Below are 18,835 nucleotides of genomic sequence, written 5' to 3'. Positions count from 1 at the left end.
TTTGGTCCCGATACCGGCCGTCAATATCGCCACTGTTGTGATCAGGGGGTGAACCGCAGGCCGAGCTGGTCGTCAGCGGGCTGTGCGGGCGGCGCCCTGGGCGAGGTCGCCATTGAGTCCGTCGGGATAGAACCCACCGGCGGACGGCGCATCGGCATCGAGATAGACGATGTTGAGAACGGCCTCGGCACTCCGACCGAACACGCGGCCGTACTCGTCGGTGGGAACGAGGTTGGCCTCGTCCCTCGACCCGAGATCCTGATCGTCGTCCGCGGGCCCGCTGACAGCGTTCCGTACGGCAGAGATCTTGCTGATCACGTCGAACACGGTGTCGTCGATCAGGCTCTCACTGAACAGCGTTGCCCTGACGATTCCGGCGTGATACGCCTCGGTCGCCAGCAGGCCGGCCGCGGCATCAAGGTAGGTCTTGTTCGTGATGAACGGGGCAGCTCCCTTGAAGGCCGTGACTCCCACGTCCTCGAACAGGAAGGCGGCGAACAGGAAGTTCCGGTCATTGGCGTAAACGTCGAAAGTGTCGCCCGGCTGGATCAGTCCGGCCGCCGTCGCCGCTGCGGTGAAGCTGTGGTCCAACGAGATCCGTGGCCGCGCGGCCGCAGCGTTGCCCAGGGCCGAGCGAAGGAACGCGACATGCTGTCGCTCATCCATGGCGATCTCGCGGGCGATATTCTTGATCAACGGGCTGCGGAAGTCGACCTGGCGACCTCCCGACACCTCGCCGGGCTTCCCCGTTCCACCGATCATGTCGTCAGGCAGGCCCTGCCCGGTGGCGCCTCGGAGGTAGAACTCGGCCTCCAGATATTCGAGGTTGAGGGCGAAGTTCAGGATGGACCCGTCACTGGGACCGTCGGTCGACGGGTCTGCCGGACTTCCCGTGGTGGCTTCGGCCACCATGCCGGCTAGCTTGGCGTGATCCTCGGGGGTCTCGGCGCTGCGGCCGATGGCCTCGTCGAGGAAGCGGTTCTCAGACATTCTGTCTCCTGGTGATTTCCGGGTGGATGCTTTCGAGGTGGTTGATTTCGGGGTGGTGCAGGTCGAAGGCCGGGGAATCGGAGCGGATCCGCGGCAGTGAATCGAAGTTGTGCCGGGGTGGCGGGCAGGAGGTCGCCCACTCCAGCGAACGCCCCCAGCCCCAGGGGTCGTCGACGCCGACCTTGGGGTTCCTGCGGCTCGTCCAGACGTTGTACATGAACGGCAGCATCGAGGCGCCGAGCAGGAACGCGCCGACCGAGGAGATCTGGTTGAACAGAGTGAACCCGTCGGTGGGCAGATAGTCGGCGTAGCGGCGTGGCATGCCTTCCACGCCGAGCCAATGTTGGACCAGGAAGGTGGTGTGGAAGCCGACGAACAACATCCAGAAGTGCACCTTGCCCCACTTCTCATCCAACATCCGCCCGGTGAGTTTGGGCCACCAGAAGTAGAAGCCCGCGAACATCGCGAACACCACCGTGCCGAACACCACGTAGTGGATGTGGGCAACGACGAAGTAGGAGTCGGACAACTGGAAGTCCAGCGGCGGGCTGGCCATGATCACGCCGGTCAGACCACCGAACAGGAACGTGACGAGAAAGCCGATCGACCACAACATGGGTGTGTCGAAACTCAGTGAGCCGCCCCACATGGTGCCGATCCAGTCGAAGAACTTCACCCCGGTCGGCACCGCGATCAGGAAGGTCGTGAATGCGAAGAACGGAAGGGTGACGGCCCCCGTGACGTACATGTGGTGGGCCCATACGGTGATCGAGAGACTGACGATCGCCAGCGTCGCGCCGACCAGCGTCATATAGCCGAACAGCGGCTTGCGGCTGAACACCGGCAGGATCTCGGTGATGATGCCGAAGAACGGAACCGCGATGATGTACACCTCGGGATGGCCGAAGAACCAGAACAGGTTCTGCCACAGGATCGCTCCGCCGTTGGCCGCGTCGAAGATGTGTGCCCCGAACTTCCGATCGGCCTCCAACATCAGGAACGCGGCGGCCAGGATCGGGAATGCCACCAGCACGAGCACCGATGTTGCCAGGGTGTTCCAGGTGAAGATCGGCATCCGGAACATGGTCATGCCCGGTGCCCGCATGATCAGGATCGTGGTGATGAAGTTCACCGAGCCAAGGATCGAGGACAGGCCGACCAGGTAGAGGCCGACGATCCACAGGTCCGGGCCGATCCCGGGACTGTTGACGGCGTTGCTCAACGGCGTGTAGGCGAACCAGCCGAACGCCGCCGTCCCGTCGGGGCTGGCCACGCTGGACATGACGATGATCCCGCCGAACAGGAAGAACCAGTACGACAACATGTTCAGCCGCGGAAACGCCACGTCCGGTGCGCCGATCTGCAGCGGCATGATCGCGTTCGCGAACGCCGAGAACAACGGTGTCGCGAAGAGGAACAGCATGAGCGTCCCGTGCATGGTGAAGAACTGGTTGTACGTCTGGAAGGACAGGAACTGCAGTCCGGGGAAGGCCAGCTCCGCCCGGATCACGAGTGCCAGTACGCCGCCGATCAGGAAGAAGACGAAACTGGTGACGAAGTACAGGTTGCCGATCACCTTGTGATCGGTTGAGGTCAGCAGCCGCCAGACCCGAACACCCGCTGCTGCTCGAGGTCGGGCCGCGCTGACGGCTCCGACCATGGGCGCGGCACGCATCACCCGCGGTTGCGACGTCATGAGCGGTCCTTAGTTGTTGTGTCGTTGGAATCTCTGTGCTTCGCCGGGGTCTCTGCCGACGATGAGCCGACCGTGTTCGCCAGGTTTGTGGCACGACACGGCGAGCACTTTCGTGAGATCGACGCAACGGGGCGTAAAGGAGGTCGGTGGTAAGCAGGTGCCCGGGCAGTGCCACCAACTGCGTAGTCGCAGTGGTGAGGTTCTCCATGCATCGAACAGGCGTGGCCGAGGTGCCGTCCTGTGGTGTGGCGATTCACCGACAAGATCATTTCGACAGGGAGCGCAGTCGATGCCGGCACCGGACGGGGAAGTCAGCATGAAAAGCACGATCAGGGAAACTGAAGTCGCCGTCGCCTATGCAGACGAGGTGATCTGCATCGAGGGCAACAGCTACTTCCCGCCCTCAGCGGTGAACCTCGACCTGCTCAAGGAGAGCGACACCCTGTACGTCTGCCCATGGAAGGGGAGAGCGCAGTACTACGACGTGATCATCGACGGCATCCCGCACCATGACGCGGCCTGGGCATACCCGCATCCGAAATCGTCCGCTGTCCGGCTCGTCGGGCAGGACTTCGCCTCCTATGTGGCATTCGATCCTGCCCAGGTATTGGTCGGGCGGGTCCAGGAACCGGCATCCGAACAGGCGTGACCGCGGGTCGCCCGGGTGTCTTTTGGAACTACAAGATCCCGTCGATCTCATCCGGCACGATGTGGATCGCCGCCTCCTCGGCTGATGCCGCGGCACCGTCGATCCCGACGTCGGAGGCGAGTAGATCCGATGACGGGTCGGCGCTGTCCTGGGGTTGCCAGACGAGTCGTCCCGAGCGGAGATACCCGACCTGGTCATCGATGAGTTCGCCGTCGGTGTCGGTTGCGTCGCCGAGTCCGTCGGTGTCCTCCTCCGAGCCGAAGTCCGGCACCTCCCGTGCCAACCGTCGGTCGAACGGCTCGTGGGTCCGCGCTTCATAGGCCGTCACCCCCCAGCCAAGACTTTCCAGCGGCCGATCGACCGGCGAGTATCCGGGTCCCTCGACGTCATCGCCCAGCTCGTCGTCGGCGAGTTCGTCGTCGTCGAGACTCTCCTCGGGCGCCAACAGGCCGGGCACGTATTCATCGTCTCCGCCGAAGCCGAGATCGCCGTAGGTGTCGGTCATTGCGTGATCCCTCCTGAGCAGGCTTGCCGGCCGGGAACGGCCGGCTGTCAACAACAGCGCACTGTTGGTGCTCTGCCCGCGGCGCTTCTTACCGGTGCTGCTGGACACTATACATGGACTGGACCGTCCAGCAACTGGACCGCACTGGTTGGTGTCACGGCGAGTTTTGATTGGACTGTTTAGTCCGTTGTATCTTGCGAAGCATGGCTGATGACTGCACGGCAGGTTTATCCGGGTGGCGGTAAAGGACGGGCGGCCGGCGAAGCGTCCCGGAGTGCCTGCCGAGGTCGCCGCCGAAAACGCCGCGTGGGTCCGTGACCTCTCCTCCGGCGGCGTTCCGGGCGATCAGGCGCGCCGGCGACTGTTCGACTTCCTGCTTCGCGCTGCCAGCGTCGAGGCACGATGGAGGAGCTCTCAGGTGGTCCTCACCGGACCTGAGCTGGACGACATCGCCCAGCAGGCAGCGGCGGACGCCCTGATCACCATCGTGAGGAAGCTCGACACGTTCCGCGGCGACTGTCGGTTCACCACCTGGGCCTACCGATTCGCCGCGCTGATCGTCGGCTCCAAGGTCAGGAGACATCCCTGGCACAAACGCAATCGGCCGTTCCGTGCTGAAGATTGGCTGGACTCGCCGGCCTGGTGCGGCGACCAGCCCGAGGTGGATTTCGAAGCACAGGAGTTGCGGGACGTCATCCACCGTGTCGTCATGAAGGACCTGACCCCGCACCAGCGCGAAGTGCTGATCGCCTCGGTCATCGACCAGACGCCCGCCGATGATCTGGCGGCTCGACTCGGCTCCAACCGCAACGCGATCTACAAGGTGCTGTTCGACGCACGGCGCAAGGTCCGGCTCGCGTTGTCGGCCGAAGGATTCGCCGGCCCCACGCGGTGACGATCAGTCCTGCGACCGAGGTAAGAACACCCTCCGGTGCCGAAACCGAAAGTCGAACGAGGAGAAGGAGCGTACGGAGATGTCCACTCGCGGGATGACGCCTCGCGACATCAGACAGGCCGAGAACCGAAGACCGGGGGATGTGTGATGACCGAGGACCACGTCGTGGTCGACCCGGACCAGATCCGCACCCCCCGACTCGTCCTTCGGTCCTGGTCGGCAGACGATGCCGAACAGGCGTACCAGATCTACGGGGACGCCGACGTCACCCGGTGGCTGGTGCCGGTCATCGACCGCGTCACCGATCTCGACGCCATGCAGAAGATCCTCGTCGAGTGGATCGGTGATTCGTACTCCAGGCCCTTCCCCGAGGGGCGCTGGGCGATCGAGCGACGCGACGACGGCCGCGTCGTCGGCGGAGCAGAGTTGCTACCACTCGGACGGCCTGGACGGCTGTTCATGGGGTGGCAGTTGCAGCGGGGGAGCTGGGGCCGAGGCTTCGCCTCCGAGGTCGGCCACGCATTGGCGCACCAGGTCTTCGAACTCGACGGCGTGGACGAGGTCTTCGCCGCCACCCATCCCCGGAATAACCGGGGCAGGGCGACGGCGCTACGCATCGGCATGACCCACGTCGGCGAGTCGACCGAAGTCGGTGGGGCCGAGCTGAGTCTGTACCGACTCGGCCGCGACGACCTTCACTCGAATCTCCCTGGCGTGTCGACCCAGGCCGGTTACAACCCGGTCGGGTTGAACGACTGGTGAAGACCGGAAGCGCTGTGGCCATCACCGGCCGTCGGCCCGGTTCGGCGACAGCATGGCGATGTAGTCCAGGGCCATGTCCAACGCCCGCCCCATGGGAGCTGCGCTTCCGGCGGTCTGGGCGAGCAGATAGCCGCCCTGCAAGGACGCCAGCAGTCCGTCGGCGAGGTAATGTGCGTCGACGTCCGGCTTCAACACGCCGCGATCCTGCATCCGGGTCAATGCATCGGCGATCAGGTCCGACCAGGCGCGGAACAGCCGCGCCAATGCCGCCCGCGCTGCTTCGTCATGATCAGCGACATCGCCGGCCAAAGAGCCCAGTGCGCAGCCGTACGCCCCGTGACGCAGGTCATTGGCTTGGACCAGAGCGTCCCTCCAGCGTCTCAGACCGTTCAACGTCGAGACATGGCCCAGGCTGTCGGTCTCCCGGCGAATGATGAAATCGCCGACGTTCTCGATGACGCCCATGACCAGTTCGTTCTTGTCCCGGAAGTGGTGATAGATCTGGGACTTGCTGGTGCCCGACGCCGCACGAACGTCATCCATCGTTGTCGCGTCCACACCCTTGACCCGCATCAGGTCGGCTGCCGCGGACACGATCCGGGCTCTGGTCCTGATGCCCCGCGCAGTCAAGCGACGTGTCTGTTCACCATCGACTGTGCCTGACATACCGCCATGGTACTGAATGGTCCAGTTCTAGAGTGTCGAATCACCCCGGGGTCACGGCATGGTGCCCGCCGCCGGGTCGCAAGGCGACCCGTCGTCCGGTCGGCGCTCACCCGATGGGGCCGGTGTCGAGGACCGGCCGATCAAGATCACTGTGGCGCAACCGATAGACGTGCAGCCGTAACCCGAAGTACTTGTCCGTCTCGCCGACCCATTGCATTCCGATGCGTTCGGCAACCGCCTGCGCTCGCTCGTTCCGCGTCCGGACGACGGAGAAGATCTCGTCCAGACCGTTCTCGAACGCGTAATGGGCCAGGGCGTGCCCCACCTCGGCACCGAAGCCGGCGCCCCACCGATCGGGAACGATCTCGAAGCCGACCAACAGGTCGCGATTCTCCGGTGGTAGCGGAACGATCTGCCCCGACCCGATCAACCGCCCTTCGGCGCGATCCAGGACCGCCCAATGTCCGACAGGCGGCGGCTCGGCCGCATCGATCCACGATGCCAGTTGGATACGCATTGCGGCCTCGTCGGTGATCTGCGCAACGCTGGGCGCCAACCACCGGGTGACCTCCTCGGCTCCGAAGATCGACAACGCCGCCTCGGCATCGGAAAGCTCCCACGGTCGGATCGTCAGACGCGGACTCTCGACGACATGTCCCTGCACTTGGAAGCTGTGTGGTAGCTCGGTCATGACCTTCTCCGTCCCCGTGCGACAGGGGCCGCGCACGGTGCAGCCACCCTAATGGACTCGACTCTGATGACGTTCACGACGGCTGCGCGTATTGCGGCCGGGCAAGGTACCCGTGGGCGAAGCAGTCCCGTCCGATGCTTCCGACAGTCTCCTCAGAAAGGTGTACGCCGACCGGGAACGGACGCGAGGTAGACCGCTGGTAAGAGCGGGAAGGCCTCCGGCACGAACGGCTGAAGCTCGCACATACAGCGGGGGCACAACATTCACCAGAACCGAGGTTGCACCGATGACGATGATCACCGATCCGATGAACACCCGACGGTCCAATGGGCGTGTCGTCCAGTTCGTGGCGTCGACCGGGCTGGCCGCGGACCTACAAGCCGTCCTTGTGGATCTCATCGAACTCCAGATCCAGGCGAAGCAGGCTCACTGGACGGTCATCGGACCGGGTTTTCGCGCACTTCATCTGCATCTGGATGAGATCGTCGGGACCGCCCGGGATCACACCGATTCCGTCGCCGAACGGATGAGAGCCCTGGGCGCTTCACCTGACGGCCGGAGCGACACCGTCTGCCGCCAATCGCGGCTGGCAGCCTTTCCTGCGGGATCGGCACCAGTGCCCCAGGTCACCGAAGTGATTGCCGACAGGGTGGCCACTGCCGTCGCCACGGCCAGAAAGGTCCGCGACCGGGTCGACGCCGAGGACCCGGCGACCACCGACCTGCTGCACGCGCTCATCCAGGAATTGGAGAAGCACCTCTGGATGCTCCGCGCTTCGCTACCGGTGCAGGGCCCGGAGTCCTGACGCCCGAACCACCGGGCACCCGGGTTCCGCTGGACGCCGTCGAGACGATTGCAGAACTGGACAAGGGCCCCGGTCCAGGATCAGGATGACTGGCAAGCGCCTCAGCCGCGGCCGGCGATCGATCGGACTCGACCACCATGAGCCAGTCAACACAACCGGCCGGTCTGCCACGCGTCCGGTACGCGTCGGCCGCCGGACGCGGCCTGATCGCAGCGACCGTGCTCGGCAGCGGTGTCGCCTTCCTCGACGAGTCCGTTGTCAATGTGGCGTTGCCCGCCATCGGCCGTGATCTTGGTGGCGGCTTCGACGTCCTGCAATGGGTGCTCGGCGGTTATCGGCTGACCCTCAGCGCGCTGCTGATGTTCGGCGGCGCCCTCGGTGACCATTACGGGCGCCGGCGGATCTATCTCATCGGGCTGGTGATCTTCTGCATGGCATCCCTGGGCTGCGGGCTTGCGCCGACCGCTCAGGTGTTGATCATCGCCCGCATTCTGCAAGGCGTCGGTGGGGCACTGCTGGTGCCGGGCAGCCTGGCGATGATCGACGCGACCTTCCATCCCGACGACCGGGGCCGAGCCATCGGCACCTGGGCCGGGCTCACCGGCGCAGCATCGGCGATCGGACCGTTCGTCGGCGGTTGGCTGGTCGATGCCGGCTCCTGGCGACTGGTCTTCCTGATCAACCTTCCCATCGCGGCGGCGGCCGTGATCATGACACTGCATTCGGTACCCGAGAGTCGCGACCTGTCCGCGACCGGCCGCCCGGACGTGGCCGGGGCGATCACGATCACGGCCGGACTGTCCGGCATCCTGATCGCCCTGATCCAGGGCCCGGCCCACGGCTGGACCCTGGTGCCGATCGCCTGCGGAGTCGTCGGTGTCGCCGCTCTTGCCACCTTCGTCGGGATTGAGCGTCGGCATCCCAGTCCGATGCTTCCCTTGACGCTCTTCCGGTCGATCCAGTTCACCGGGGCGAATCTGACCACGCTGGCCGTGTACGGCGCGCTCGGTGCGGTGTTCTTCCTGCTGTCGGTGCAGTTGCAGTTGTCGATGGGCTACTCGGCGGTCGAGGCCGGGCTCTCCACGCTGCCTTCAGTCGTGATCATGATGCTGCTGTCCGGGCGCGTGGGAAGTCTGGCCCAAAGGAGCGGCCCCCGGTTGCCGATGACCGTCGGACCGATCATCACGGCGATCGGCGTCGCGCTGCTGACCATGGCCGTTCCGGGACATTCCTACCTCACCGGCGTGTTTCCCGGTGTGGTCGTTTTCGGTCTGGGGATGGCCGTTACCGTTGCCCCACTCACTGGCGCGGTGCTGGCCGTCGACGAGAAGCACGTCGGCGCTGCCTCGGGCACCAACAACGCGATCTCCCGATTGGCGTCGATGTTGGCAGTCGCGGTGGTTCCCGCCGTCTCCGGGCTGGAGATGACCGGCGGCCCGCTCGGGTCGGGATTCGTCACGGCAATGATCATCTGCGCCGCGCTGTGCGGCTTCGGCGGGTTGACGGCGGCCCTGACGATCCGCTCCGGCATCCGGTTCCGACCGCATACGCCGCCGTCGGTCAGCCAGGCATGTCAGGCGCCATATACCCGTGACGAGGCAGGACGATGAGCCAGGGCCCGGCCGAGGTCTCGTCCGAGGCAGCCGCCAGCTCTCCCGGACTGCGGTGGCTCCGCCCCGGTGAACAGCTCGCCGCCGCCGTCATGCTCGCGGCAACGGTGGTTGCGGTGACGTGGGCCAACCTCCCGGGTGGCAGCTACCAGCAGCTGTGGTCGCTGGGGATCTCGATCGACATCGGCGGATCAGGCTGGAGCTTCACCGTGCATCAGTTCCTGAACGACGGGCTGATGACGCTCTTCTTCTTCGTTGTCGGGCTGGAGGTGAAGCACGAGCTGACCATCGGCGATCTGACGGATCGCTCGAGGGCGCTGCTGCCGATCGCTGCTGCCGCAGCAGGTCTGTTGGTGCCGGCCGTCATCTACGCGCTGCTCAACCGATCCTCCGGCGAGGTGCACGGCTGGGGCGTGGTGATTTCGACCGACACCGCGTTCGTGCTCGGTGCGCTTGCGCTCATCGCGCCCAGCCATCCGGGCCGGCTGCGGACCTTCCTGCTGACCCTTGCGGTTGTGGACGACATCGGTGCGCTGCTGGTCATCGGGGTGTTCTACAGCTCCGCCATCGCCGTCCTGCCGCTGGTGGCGGCGGTCGTTGTCGTCGCATTTCTGTCTCTGGTCCGGTTTCTCCCAGCTGGTCGAGGACTGAGCTACGCGATCCTCGGTGCCGTGCTGTGGATACTCGTCCTGGAGGCCGGTATCCACCCGACGCTCTCCGGGGTTGCGGTCGCGCTCGTCATTCCGACGTTCTCGCCCAACCGCTCACACGTCGAGCGCTCTGCCGAGCTCAGCGAAGCGTTCCGCGAGTCACCGAATCCGGTCTACGCGGCCGCGGTGGCGCGCAGCATGCGCAGGTCCCTTTCGATCAACGCCCGACTCGAGGCCACCTGGCGTCCGTACATCGCGTACGGGGTCCTGCCGCTGTTCGCACTTGCCAACGCCGGAGTCCGTGTCGATGCCGGGACGTTGCTGCAAGCGGTGGCATCACCGGTGGCCTGGGGGATCGTCGCAGGTCTGGTCATCGGCAAGTTCATCGGCATCACCGGTGCGACCGCGCTGTTGCGCGGGCTCGGAGCCGGACGGCTGGCGCCGGGTCTCGGCATGACCCGCATCGCCGGCGGAGCAACGCTGTCGGGAATCGGCTTCACGATCTCGCTGTTCCTCGTCCCGATCGCCATTGCGGACCCGACCAACCAGGATATCGCTCGGACCGCGGTCCTGGCCGCCTCGGTGATCGCATTCCTTTGCGGCTGGGGCGCACTTGCGCTCGGCGACCGGATCCGCCCTCCGGTGGTTGTCGGAGCGATCCTGGCGCGTCCGGTCGATCCCGCCCGTGATCATGTCCTCGGCAGGAACGATGCGCCGTACACCATCGTCGAGTACGGCGACTTCGAATGCCCCTTCTGCAGCCGTGCGACGGGCTCGGTCGATGCCGTACGCGGCCACTTCGGCGACAACATCCGCTGGGTCTGGCGCCACCTGCCCCTTGATCAGCTGCACCCCCACGCCCAGATCGCCGCACAAGCCGCCGAAGCAGCTGCGCGGCAAGGAAGGTTCCTGGAGATGCTCCGGATGATGTTCGCTCACCAGCAGTCGCTCGAGCACGAGGATTTGATCGGGTACGCCGAGGAACTCGGCCTGGATCTGGACCGGTTCGCCGATGATTTCGAATCCGTGGACGTCCTTGCCCACATCCGGGACGACCGGCTGGATGCCGAACTCATGGACCTTCACTCGACGCCGACGTTCTTCGTGAACGGCCGCCGGCATGTCGGCCCGTACGACTCACGAACCCTGATCAGGGCGCTGGAATCGACCCGGGACCGGCAGGCCGACGTGACCGGCTGACAGTGTCACTGCCCTGAAACCGGCATGGTCACCGGCATGGTCACCGGCATGGTCACCGTGACTGTCATTCAGCACACCGGGATCCGACTCACGGTCCGAACAAGAAGCTGTTCAACACGCCGTTGGCCAGCTCCTCCTTGGGGACGAACGACAGCCGTCCTTCATGAGTGTTGTCCCTGATCGCATTCGACGCGTCGCTGTCGATGGAGATCAACATCACCCGCGGTGACCACGGGAGCGTGACGAACTCCTCGGCGAGGTCGACGCCGTCCCGATCCGGCAGTTCGACATCCACGAACATCGCCTGAGGTCGTCTCGCTGCTGCCTGGATGCTCGCTGAAGCCGCGTCGGTCGCCGTGACGATCTCCGCAACACCCAACTGCTCGAGGAGCCGTGCGGCCAACGCGCGGAAGGCGGCATCGTCATCAACGACCAGAACGGTCAGGGCCACGGCCCGATCGTCCCATCACCGGCGCGGTGATGGGGTAGGGCTGACCCGACATGGTGATCGGGCCGCCCCTACCCGCACCGTCCGCCCCATCCGAACGAAGACTCCGGTGCAGGCGATTCCCGCGACGCGGTGCTGCCGACACAGTTGCCGCAGAGCAGCGCAGCGAGAGGGGTACCGGCTGATGACCGTTACGGCAGAACGCACGGGAAGGCAGCACGCTCAGCACGGTGAGAATGCCGGCGTGATGCCGGCGCGACTCCGCAGATCACCGCAGCTGGGCGAGGTGTTGCCGTTGTTGTATCTGTCCGGGATGCCGCCGAGCAGTTTCGTGTCGGCGTTGCCCCGGCGGCTGGGTGCTGATCTCGGACTGTCCACGACCATGATCGCCGGGCTCATCGCGCAGTGGGAGGACGAAGCATGCGCGTTCCGGAGTCAGCACCTCTTCGATCCCGATCACCCGTATGTCTGGGTCGACGCGATCCGTCCCGCGGTCCGGCTCGAGCAGGACGAGACCTGCCTGTTGATCATGATCGGCGTCCGATCCGACGGCTGCCGGGAGCTGATCGGCCTGGCGGACGGACCGTCCGACTCGCCCCGGGCGTGGGCCGACCTGCTGCGGAACTGCCGTCAACGCGGAATGACCGCGCCGGCACTCGCAGTCGGCGCCGCGTCGCTGGGGTTCTGGGCGGCCGCCAGGCAGCTGTTTCCAGGAACCACCGAGCAGCGCTGCTGGTTCCACCGGTCGAGGGACGTACTCGCTGTGTTACCCCCGAACCTTCGGGCCGATGCCGGCCGGTCGTTGGCGGAGATCCACCAGGCTCCGGACCGCCGCAGTGCCCGTCGCGCAGTCCGGTCGTTCAGCAACCGCTTCGGGACAGACTGGCCGGCCGCCGCGGCGAAGATCACCGATGATCTTGCTGCGCTGCTGGCGTTCCATGACTTCCCGGCGCAGCACGCGATCCACCTGCGCACGACGAAACCGATCGAGTCGATCTTCGGCCCGGTCCGCTTCCGCGATCCGAGCAGCCGGAGGGACGGGTCGCGAAACGTCGGGGTCGCGATGGCCCAGAAACTGCTCAGGTCCACCGAATACCACTGGCCGGCGATCAACGCCGCCCGGCTGATCCCCGGTCTGCACAGTCCGCACCGCCACCGACCGACGGGAATCAGTACCTGCCCGGACCCCAGCCCGAACGGGGAACGCCATGGGTGAGGCCGCTGCAGGGCTGCTGACCCTAGCTTCATCCGTTCCAACTGCACGGGCTGTTCCCGGCAGATGCCGGGTGACGGCGGAGATCGCCGCGCAGAACGCCGCCTGGGTCGCCGGCCTGTCCCGCAATGACGCGGTGGGGGACCGGACGCGCCGGGAGCTCTTCGACTTCATGCTCCGGGCCGCCCGGACCGAGGCACGATGGCGCAGCGCCCACCTCTCCCTGAACGGCCCAGAGCTGGATGACCTCGCCCACCAGGCAGCGTCCGACGCCGTGATCACAATCGTCGACAAGGTCGGAACGTTCCGCGGAGACTGCCGATTCACGACGTGGGCCTATCGATTCGCCGCGCTGATCGTCGGCTCGAAAATCCGAAGACATCCCTGGCACAGGCGCATCGCAGCGCTGCAGGCGGAGGACTGCATGGATCTTCCGGCCCGGGTCGGTGACGAACCGGAGGCCAATTTCGACGCTCGCGAGTTGCAGTCGGTCGTCCGGCGAATCGTCGCTGAGGAGTTGACCCCGTACCAGCGGGAGGTGCTGGTCGCCTCGACGGTGGAGGAGACGTCGGCCGAGGATCTTGCCTTACGCCTGGGCTCGAACCGCAACGCGATCTACAAGGTGCTGTTCGATGCGCGGCAGAAGGTCAGGCGCGCATTGTGCGCCGAAGGATTCATCGAGGTTTCTGCTGCGACCGGCCATCGCCGGTCCGCCTCGCACCATCGCAACGCTTCCGGGACCGGTAGCGCCCTCAGGTAGCCCTGGAAATGAAGAGGGGCCGACGGTTGTGCCGTCGGCCCCTCTCGTCCCCGCGTCAGCCCTGTCGGGCCTTGAACCGCGGATCACGCCTGTTGATCACGAAAACCCGGCCGCGACGCCGGACCATCTGCGCTCCCGGGCGACGCTTCAACGCACGGACCGAATTGCGAACCTTCACTGGGACCTCCTTGGTCACCGCAAATCTCGGAGGTGACAACCGACGTGACCGAGCAGATATTCCGAGGGACGGCGTTCCGACGTCCGACCGGTCCGGTAGGGGCCGGTACGGCCCGGGAGGAATGACCAGTGACTCACGGGCGCGATCGACCCTCCGTGCGCGAGACCGTACAGCCATACCGACGGTCTGGAGTACGAGATGAGCACCCGATGGATCGAGTTCGTGCACCCGGACGATCGCGTGCTGACACGGGAGGCGGTCGCATCACCGGAGAGCCGGCGTTTCGGTCAGGAGCAGCAGTCGTTGCGCCGTGTCGCCACTCTCGTCGCGAAACAGACACCCCACACGCAGGTGCTTGCCCTGATCGCCGAGGAGGTCGGCCGGGTGCTCGCGGCGTCCTCGACGGCGATGGTCCGCTACGAGGACGACCGGACGGCGAGTGTTGTGGCCGACTGGGGTGCGGTCGCGACATCGGTCCCCATCGGAACCCGGCTACGGCTGGGAGGCATGAACCCCACAACTCTGGTCCAGCGCACCGGACACGCCGTACGCCTCGACGACTACGAGCAAGCCAGCGGCCCGATCGCCGATCGGATGCGCGCGGCCGGTGTAAGGGCTGCGATCGCCACGCCCATCGTCGTCGAGGGGAGAGTGTGGGGTGCGATGGTCGCCGCCAGCGTCGATCACGACCCGCTGCCGCCCGACACCGAGTCACGCATCGGCCCGTTCACCGAGTTGATGGCCACGGCGATCGCGAACGCCGACAGCCGTGCCCAACTCGCGGCATCGCGCGACCGCGTGCTGGCAGCCGCCGACCAGGCGCGCAGGCAGGTCGTGAGGGATCTGCACGATGGAGCGCAGCAGCGCCTGGTGCACACCATCGTGACCTTGAAGCTCGCGCAGCGGGCTCTCGACGAGGGCCGGACCGACCTGTCGGCCTACCTCGCCGAGGCGCTGTGGAACGCGGAGCGTGCGACGGCCGAGGTGCGCGAGCTGGCACACGGAATCCTGCCCGCGGTGCTGAGCCACCGTGGCCTGCGCGCGGGTGTGGACGCGTTGGTGTCACGTCTGGATGTCCCGGTCGAGGTCGATGTGCTGCCCGGGCGGCTCCCGGGGCGGATCGAGGCGAGTGCGTACTTCATCATCGCCGAGGCGCTGACCAATGTCGTCAAGCACGCGCAGGCGACCCGGGCGACGGTCACCGTTTCGACCGTGACAACCGTGCCGCCTGGGTCAACCGTGCCACCTGGGTCGGCCACCTCATCGGGCGACGGCTTCCTGACCGTGCGGGTGAGCGATGACGGAGTGGGCGGCGCGGACCCGGCCGGCCACGGTCTGATGGGAGTCTCCGACCGCGTCGACGCTCTCGGCGGGCGACTTCGGATCGACAGTCCGAAGGGACGTGGAACCACGGTGACTGTGCGGGTCCCGGTGTCGAAACGGTGACCGCGGCCCCTCGCGGACCGGAGGCCTGCGGCGTAGGGTTCCTGACGTGCCGTCTGCGCAAGCAACCGACCTTTCGAGCCGGTGCGAGCTGCTCCGTTCGCTGCATCGCCGAGGTGACCCACTTCTGCTACCGAACGCCTGGGACGTTGCGACGGCACGAGCGGTCGTCGCAGCCGGGTATCCCGTGGTGGCGACAACCAGTTGGGGCGTCGCGGGCAGCCTCGGTTACGCCGACGACGAGGGCGCCCCGGGCGAGGAGATGCTCGCCGCGGCAGGGCGGATCGCCAGGCAGGTGGACGTGCCGGTGACGGTCGACGCCGAGGCGGGCTACCGGATGCCACCCGCTGAGTTCGTGGCCGCGCTGCGCGCGGCGGGAGCCGCGGGCTGCAACCTGGAGGACACCGACCATGCCGCCGGCGTTCTCCGCGATCCCGGCCGACAGGCCGAATGGCTCAGGGCCGTTCGGGACGCGGCGTTCTCGCAGGGCTACCCGTTGGTGATCAACGCCCGGATCGACGTCTTCCTCGGTCCTTACATCGCCGGAGCTGACCCCGGCAGTCAATCGGAGCTGGTTTCCGAGGCGCTGCTGCGTGCGAATGCCTATGCCGAGGCCGGCGCGGACTGTGTCTATCCGATCCTGCTGTCCGAGACCGACGCACTGCACCGGTTCACCGCGGAGTTTCCCGGCGCGGTCAACATCATGTACGGCGCGGGCACGGCGACTCTGGCGGAGTTGGCGGAGATCGGCGTGGCCAGGGTGAGCTGGGGACATGTGCTGTACCTGGAGGCCATGGCGCATTTCGAGGAACGGCTCGCCTCGCTTCAGTCCTGAGCGGCATGCGACATCGCCCGGGTCAAGCCTGCGCGAGCTCCGGCCCGGTGTTCGGCAGCGCCGCGGACAACTCGTGGCGGGAGCGGATCCTGAGCTTGGCGTACACCTTGGCCAGATGCCATTCGACGGTGCGCGGGCTCAGGAAGAGCCGCGCGCCGATGTCCGGGTTGGAGAACCCTTGACGAGCCAGTCGCGCGATCTGCTTCTCCTGCGGCGTGAGCTCATCACGCGTGTCCGGCCGCCGCTTGCGGACCGTCTCGCCGGTGGCGAGCAACTCGCCGCGGGCGCGATCGGAGAACGCCTTGGCCCCCATCCGGGTGAACCGTTGGTAGGCGTCGCGCAGTTGCTCGCGGGCGTCCACGCGTCGGTTCTGGCGACGCAGCCACTCGCCGTACAGGAGGCGTGCCCGGGTCGCGTGGACCGCGCCGCGGCTGCGGTCGAGCCGCGCGATCGCCTCGCGGTAGAGCGGTTCCGCCTGCTGTGGGCCACTGAGCAGTGCCCGGGAACAGGCTTCGACGCCGAGCGCCCACTCGGTGCCGCTGGCCCGGGCACGTTCGATCAGGCGATCGAGCGCGGCCGCACTGACTGCCGTCGCGTCGCAGCGGGCACCCGCCTCGACAAGCTCCACCAGCGACCAGGCGTAGAGCCCGACATCGTCGTGCTCGCAACCGCGCTGTGCGGCAGCGAGCGCGTCGGCGTACCGGCCGTTGGCGTTGTGCAGGACGGCGTACGTCCAGTCCTGGATGCCGACCGCCATGCCTTCCCCTCGCGCGGCAACGTCGGGCATCACCTCGTCGATGACCTTGCCGGCGGCGGCCTCGTCGCCGCTCCACGCCGCCAGCACCATCGTCCCGTACTTGACGGGCGCGGCCTCCGTCGCAGCAGTGATCGCGTCGACCTCCTCCAACAAGGCGGCGGCCGGCCCGAAGGCACCCTCGTGGACATGCAGGGCCGCCCGATAGGTCAGAGCGATCGGCAGCATGCTGACCGCGCCGGTCTGCCGCGCCATCCGTACGCCGCTGTCTGCCAGCACACGCCAGAGGCCGTCGTCCCACAGATCCTGGGCCAGGCGACACGCCAACCAGAGCCAGCGCGCATCACCCGTGCTCAGTGTTCCCGGGTTGCCGAACGCCTCCAGCGCACTCCGGATCCCGGGGACGCCCGCCACGTAGCCCGCGGTGAACCTCGTCGCCAGGCCGTCCAGCAGCAGGTCGGTCGCCCGGGCCGGCTGCGGCGCCGACGGCGCGAGCAGGGCAGCCTCGCCGGTCTCGCGGATGCTGTGGCTGTGACCGAGCCGACCGGCGAACATGGCCGCCGCCATCGCCTCCAGATGGGTCTCTCTGGCCATGGACGGGGCGAGCGGGCGCAGGCGTCTGGCGGCGTCGAGCAACAGGGCGGGAGCCTCCCGGCCTCGGGTGGAGACGAAGGTGATTCCGGCACGCAGCCGCTCCAGCCGGGCGCGTTGCAGGTTGTCCAGCGGGGCCAGTTCGGCAGTAGCCAGCAGCGCGAGTGCCTCCTCCGATTGGCCGGCATCGAACGTCGCCTGCGCGGCCGCTATCGTCCGCCGCCCGCGTTCCGCCGCGTCCGGCGTCAGTTCGGCCGACCGGGTGAGGAACGCCGCCGCGGCCGCCGCGCCACCACGAGACCGCGCCCGGCCGGCCGAGTGCTCGAGCTCGTCGGCGACCGTCTCGTCGACGCCGACGGTCGCCTGGGCGCGATGCCAGGCCCGCCGGTCGGGATCGACGCCCGGATCGGTCGCGTCGGCGAGCGCGCGATGAGCGGACCGGCGTTCGGTGAGGGGTGCGGACTGGTACACCGCCGAACGGAGCAGGGGGTGGCGGAAGCGGACGCGGTCGCCGACCGTCAGCAGGCCCTGAGCTTCGACCTCCTCGGTGGCGGCCGGCGCGATGCCGAGTCGCTGGGCGGCGTACCACAGCAGCAGCGGATCGCCGAGGGGTTCGGCTGAGGCGAGCAGCAACAGCCGCCGCCCCTGATCGCTGAGTGGCCGCAGTTGCCGGAGGAAGCTCTCCTGGATGTGTGCGGAGAGATCCTGTGTGCCGAGCGGTCCGAAGCCGCCCGCCAGCTGGGTCGCTGTCAAACCTTGAGGCAGTTCGAGCAGTGCCAACGGGTTGCCGCGGGTTTCTGCGATGATCCGGTCCCGGACCTGGGCATCCAGCGGGAAACGCACTGTCGAGGACAGCAGTGTCCGGGCGTCGGCCTGCCGCAGGCCTCTCACTTCGAGTTCGGGCAGGTGGGCCAACTCGGGGACCGGCGCGCGGGTGGCGAACACCATTCCGATCGGTTCGGCCATCAGCCGACGGGCGACGAAGGTCAACGAGAGTGCCGACGCCTTGTCCAGCCACTGTGCGTCATCGATCACACAGAGCAGCGGCCGCTCCTCGGCCGCCTCCGACAGCAGACTCAGCGTCGCCAGGCCGACCAAAAACCGATCAGGGGAGGCGCCTTCGCTGAGACCGAACACGATCTCCAGCGCCTGCCGCTGAGGTGCCGCCAGTCGGGGGAGCAGGTGGAGCATGGGCGCACACAACTGGTGCAGGCTGGCGAATGCCAGCTCCATCTCCGATTCCATCCCCACGGCTCGCACGACGGACATCTCCGGGGCCGTACGGACCAGCTGGGTCAGCAGTGTGGTCTTGCCGATTCCGGCTTCGCCGCGCAGCACCAACAATCGGCTTTCGCCACGGCGTACGTCACTGAGAACGCCGTCCAGCACGGCGAGTTCGCTTGCCCGCCCGAGCAGATTCACGTGCGGCTCCGACCGGTGGATCGGATTGCGACAGGGCGCCAGGTCACGCGGAAAGGGTCCCACGTCCGCCCG

The 18,835-nt window shown here is 67.0% G+C and carries 18 protein-coding genes; 10 read left to right on the top strand and 8 right to left on the bottom strand.

The window, feature by feature from the left end:
- Nucleotides 1-72: 72 nt before the first annotated feature.
- Nucleotides 73-990, bottom strand: coding sequence for a ferritin-like domain-containing protein (locus GJV80_RS10875; RefSeq protein ID WP_154687909.1), 918 nt, complete (start codon nt 988-990; stop codon nt 73-75).
- The gene (gene ctaD / locus GJV80_RS10870) at nt 983-2,686 is read right to left on the bottom strand and encodes a cytochrome c oxidase subunit I (RefSeq protein ID WP_370518837.1); all 1,704 of its coding nucleotides are present in this window, start codon (nt 2,684-2,686) and stop codon (nt 983-985) included. Before ctaD ends, GJV80_RS10875 begins: the two co-directional genes overlap by 8 nt.
- A 316-nt stretch (nt 2,687-3,002) precedes the next feature.
- Between ctaD and GJV80_RS10865 the strand changes: the two genes are divergently transcribed.
- Nucleotides 3,003-3,335, top strand: coding sequence for a DUF427 domain-containing protein (locus GJV80_RS10865; protein WP_154687908.1), 333 nt, complete (start codon nt 3,003-3,005; stop codon nt 3,333-3,335).
- Nucleotides 3,336-3,363: 28 nt separating this feature from the next.
- On the opposite strand, the gene GJV80_RS10860 is transcribed toward GJV80_RS10865, so the two are convergent.
- The gene (locus tag GJV80_RS10860; protein ID WP_154687907.1) at nt 3,364-3,840 is read right to left on the bottom strand and encodes a DUF5709 domain-containing protein; all 477 of its coding nucleotides are present in this window, start codon (nt 3,838-3,840) and stop codon (nt 3,364-3,366) included.
- 274 nt (nt 3,841-4,114) lie between these two features.
- On the opposite strand from GJV80_RS10860, the gene GJV80_RS10855 reads away from it, so the two are divergent.
- On the top strand, nt 4,115-4,735 hold the full coding sequence (locus GJV80_RS10855; RefSeq protein ID WP_195909289.1) for an RNA polymerase sigma factor: 621 nt from the start codon (nt 4,115-4,117) through the stop codon (nt 4,733-4,735).
- A 147-nt stretch (nt 4,736-4,882) separates the two neighbouring features.
- On the top strand, nt 4,883-5,497 hold the full coding sequence (locus tag GJV80_RS10850; protein ID WP_154687905.1) for a GNAT family N-acetyltransferase: 615 nt from the start codon (nt 4,883-4,885) through the stop codon (nt 5,495-5,497).
- Between the two features lie 21 nt (nt 5,498-5,518).
- Here the strand turns inward: GJV80_RS10850 and GJV80_RS10845 are convergent, their stop codons facing one another.
- Both GJV80_RS10845 and GJV80_RS10840 read right to left on the bottom strand, forming a co-directional pair.
- Nucleotides 5,519-6,163, bottom strand: coding sequence for a TetR/AcrR family transcriptional regulator (locus GJV80_RS10845; protein WP_154687904.1), 645 nt, complete (start codon nt 6,161-6,163; stop codon nt 5,519-5,521).
- 106 nt (nt 6,164-6,269) lie between these two features.
- On the bottom strand, nt 6,270-6,854 hold the full coding sequence (locus GJV80_RS10840) for a GNAT family N-acetyltransferase (RefSeq protein WP_154687903.1): 585 nt from the start codon (nt 6,852-6,854) through the stop codon (nt 6,270-6,272).
- Between the two features lie 286 nt (nt 6,855-7,140).
- Here GJV80_RS10840 and GJV80_RS10835 point away from each other — a divergent pair, with 286 nt between their 5' ends.
- The 3 genes from GJV80_RS10835 to nhaA all read left to right on the top strand — a co-directional run bounded on the left by GJV80_RS10835 (nt 7,141) and on the right by nhaA (nt 11,119).
- A complete protein-coding gene (locus tag GJV80_RS10835) occupies nt 7,141-7,659 on the top strand; it encodes a Dps family protein (RefSeq protein ID WP_230208347.1) in 519 nt (172 codons plus the stop codon).
- 137 nt (nt 7,660-7,796) lie between these two features.
- Nucleotides 7,797-9,269, top strand: coding sequence for an MFS transporter (locus GJV80_RS10830; protein ID WP_154687902.1), 1,473 nt, complete (start codon nt 7,797-7,799; stop codon nt 9,267-9,269).
- The gene (gene nhaA, locus GJV80_RS10825) at nt 9,266-11,119 is read left to right on the top strand and encodes a Na+/H+ antiporter NhaA (protein ID WP_154687901.1); all 1,854 of its coding nucleotides are present in this window, start codon (nt 9,266-9,268) and stop codon (nt 11,117-11,119) included. The genes GJV80_RS10830 and nhaA overlap by 4 nt, the downstream gene beginning before the upstream one ends.
- 88 nt (nt 11,120-11,207) lie before the next feature.
- Here nhaA and GJV80_RS10820 read toward each other — a convergent pair whose 3' ends face one another.
- Complete coding sequence (locus GJV80_RS10820; protein WP_154687900.1) at nt 11,208-11,570, bottom strand: response regulator; 363 nt, start codon at nt 11,568-11,570, stop codon at nt 11,208-11,210.
- A 181-nt stretch (nt 11,571-11,751) separates the two neighbouring features.
- On the opposite strand from GJV80_RS10820, the gene GJV80_RS10815 reads away from it, so the two are divergent.
- Together GJV80_RS10815 and GJV80_RS10810 are read left to right on the top strand one after the other, a co-directional pair.
- Nucleotides 11,752-12,783 carry a transposase gene (locus GJV80_RS10815; protein ID WP_195909288.1) on the top strand — a complete coding sequence of 344 codons (1,032 nt, stop codon included), beginning with the start codon at nt 11,752-11,754 and terminating at the stop codon, nt 12,781-12,783.
- A 70-nt stretch (nt 12,784-12,853) separates the two neighbouring features.
- On the top strand, nt 12,854-13,540 hold the full coding sequence (locus GJV80_RS10810; RefSeq protein WP_195909287.1) for a sigma-70 family RNA polymerase sigma factor: 687 nt from the start codon (nt 12,854-12,856) through the stop codon (nt 13,538-13,540).
- Between the two features lie 55 nt (nt 13,541-13,595).
- On the opposite strand, the gene ykgO is transcribed toward GJV80_RS10810, so the two are convergent.
- Entirely contained in the window at nt 13,596-13,718 is a 123-nt protein-coding gene (gene ykgO / locus GJV80_RS10805; protein ID WP_154687897.1) for a type B 50S ribosomal protein L36, read from the bottom strand.
- A gap of 198 nt (nt 13,719-13,916) precedes the next feature.
- Between ykgO and GJV80_RS10800 the strand changes: the two genes are divergently transcribed.
- Both GJV80_RS10800 and GJV80_RS10795 read left to right on the top strand, forming a co-directional pair.
- Nucleotides 13,917-15,164 (top strand): GAF domain-containing sensor histidine kinase, encoded by a 1,248-nt coding sequence (locus tag GJV80_RS10800; RefSeq protein WP_154687896.1) that lies wholly within the window; start codon nt 13,917-13,919, stop codon nt 15,162-15,164.
- Nucleotides 15,165-15,210: 46 nt separating this feature from the next.
- Entirely contained in the window at nt 15,211-15,996 is a 786-nt protein-coding gene (locus GJV80_RS10795; protein WP_154687895.1) for an isocitrate lyase/phosphoenolpyruvate mutase family protein, read from the top strand.
- A 22-nt stretch (nt 15,997-16,018) separates the two neighbouring features.
- Here GJV80_RS10795 and GJV80_RS10790 read toward each other — a convergent pair whose 3' ends face one another.
- Nucleotides 16,019-18,763: a LuxR family transcriptional regulator gene (locus GJV80_RS10790; protein WP_230208346.1), complete on the bottom strand. Its 2,745-nt coding sequence runs from the start codon at nt 18,761-18,763 to the stop codon at nt 16,019-16,021.
- Nucleotides 18,764-18,835 lie beyond the last annotated feature (72 nt).

The organism is Microlunatus sp. Gsoil 973 (assembly GCF_009707365.1).
Lineage (GTDB): Bacteria > Actinomycetota > Actinomycetes > Propionibacteriales > Propionibacteriaceae > Microlunatus.
Note: the sequence above shows the minus strand (reverse complement) of the source record. Positions and strands in the feature narration are given on the sequence as shown.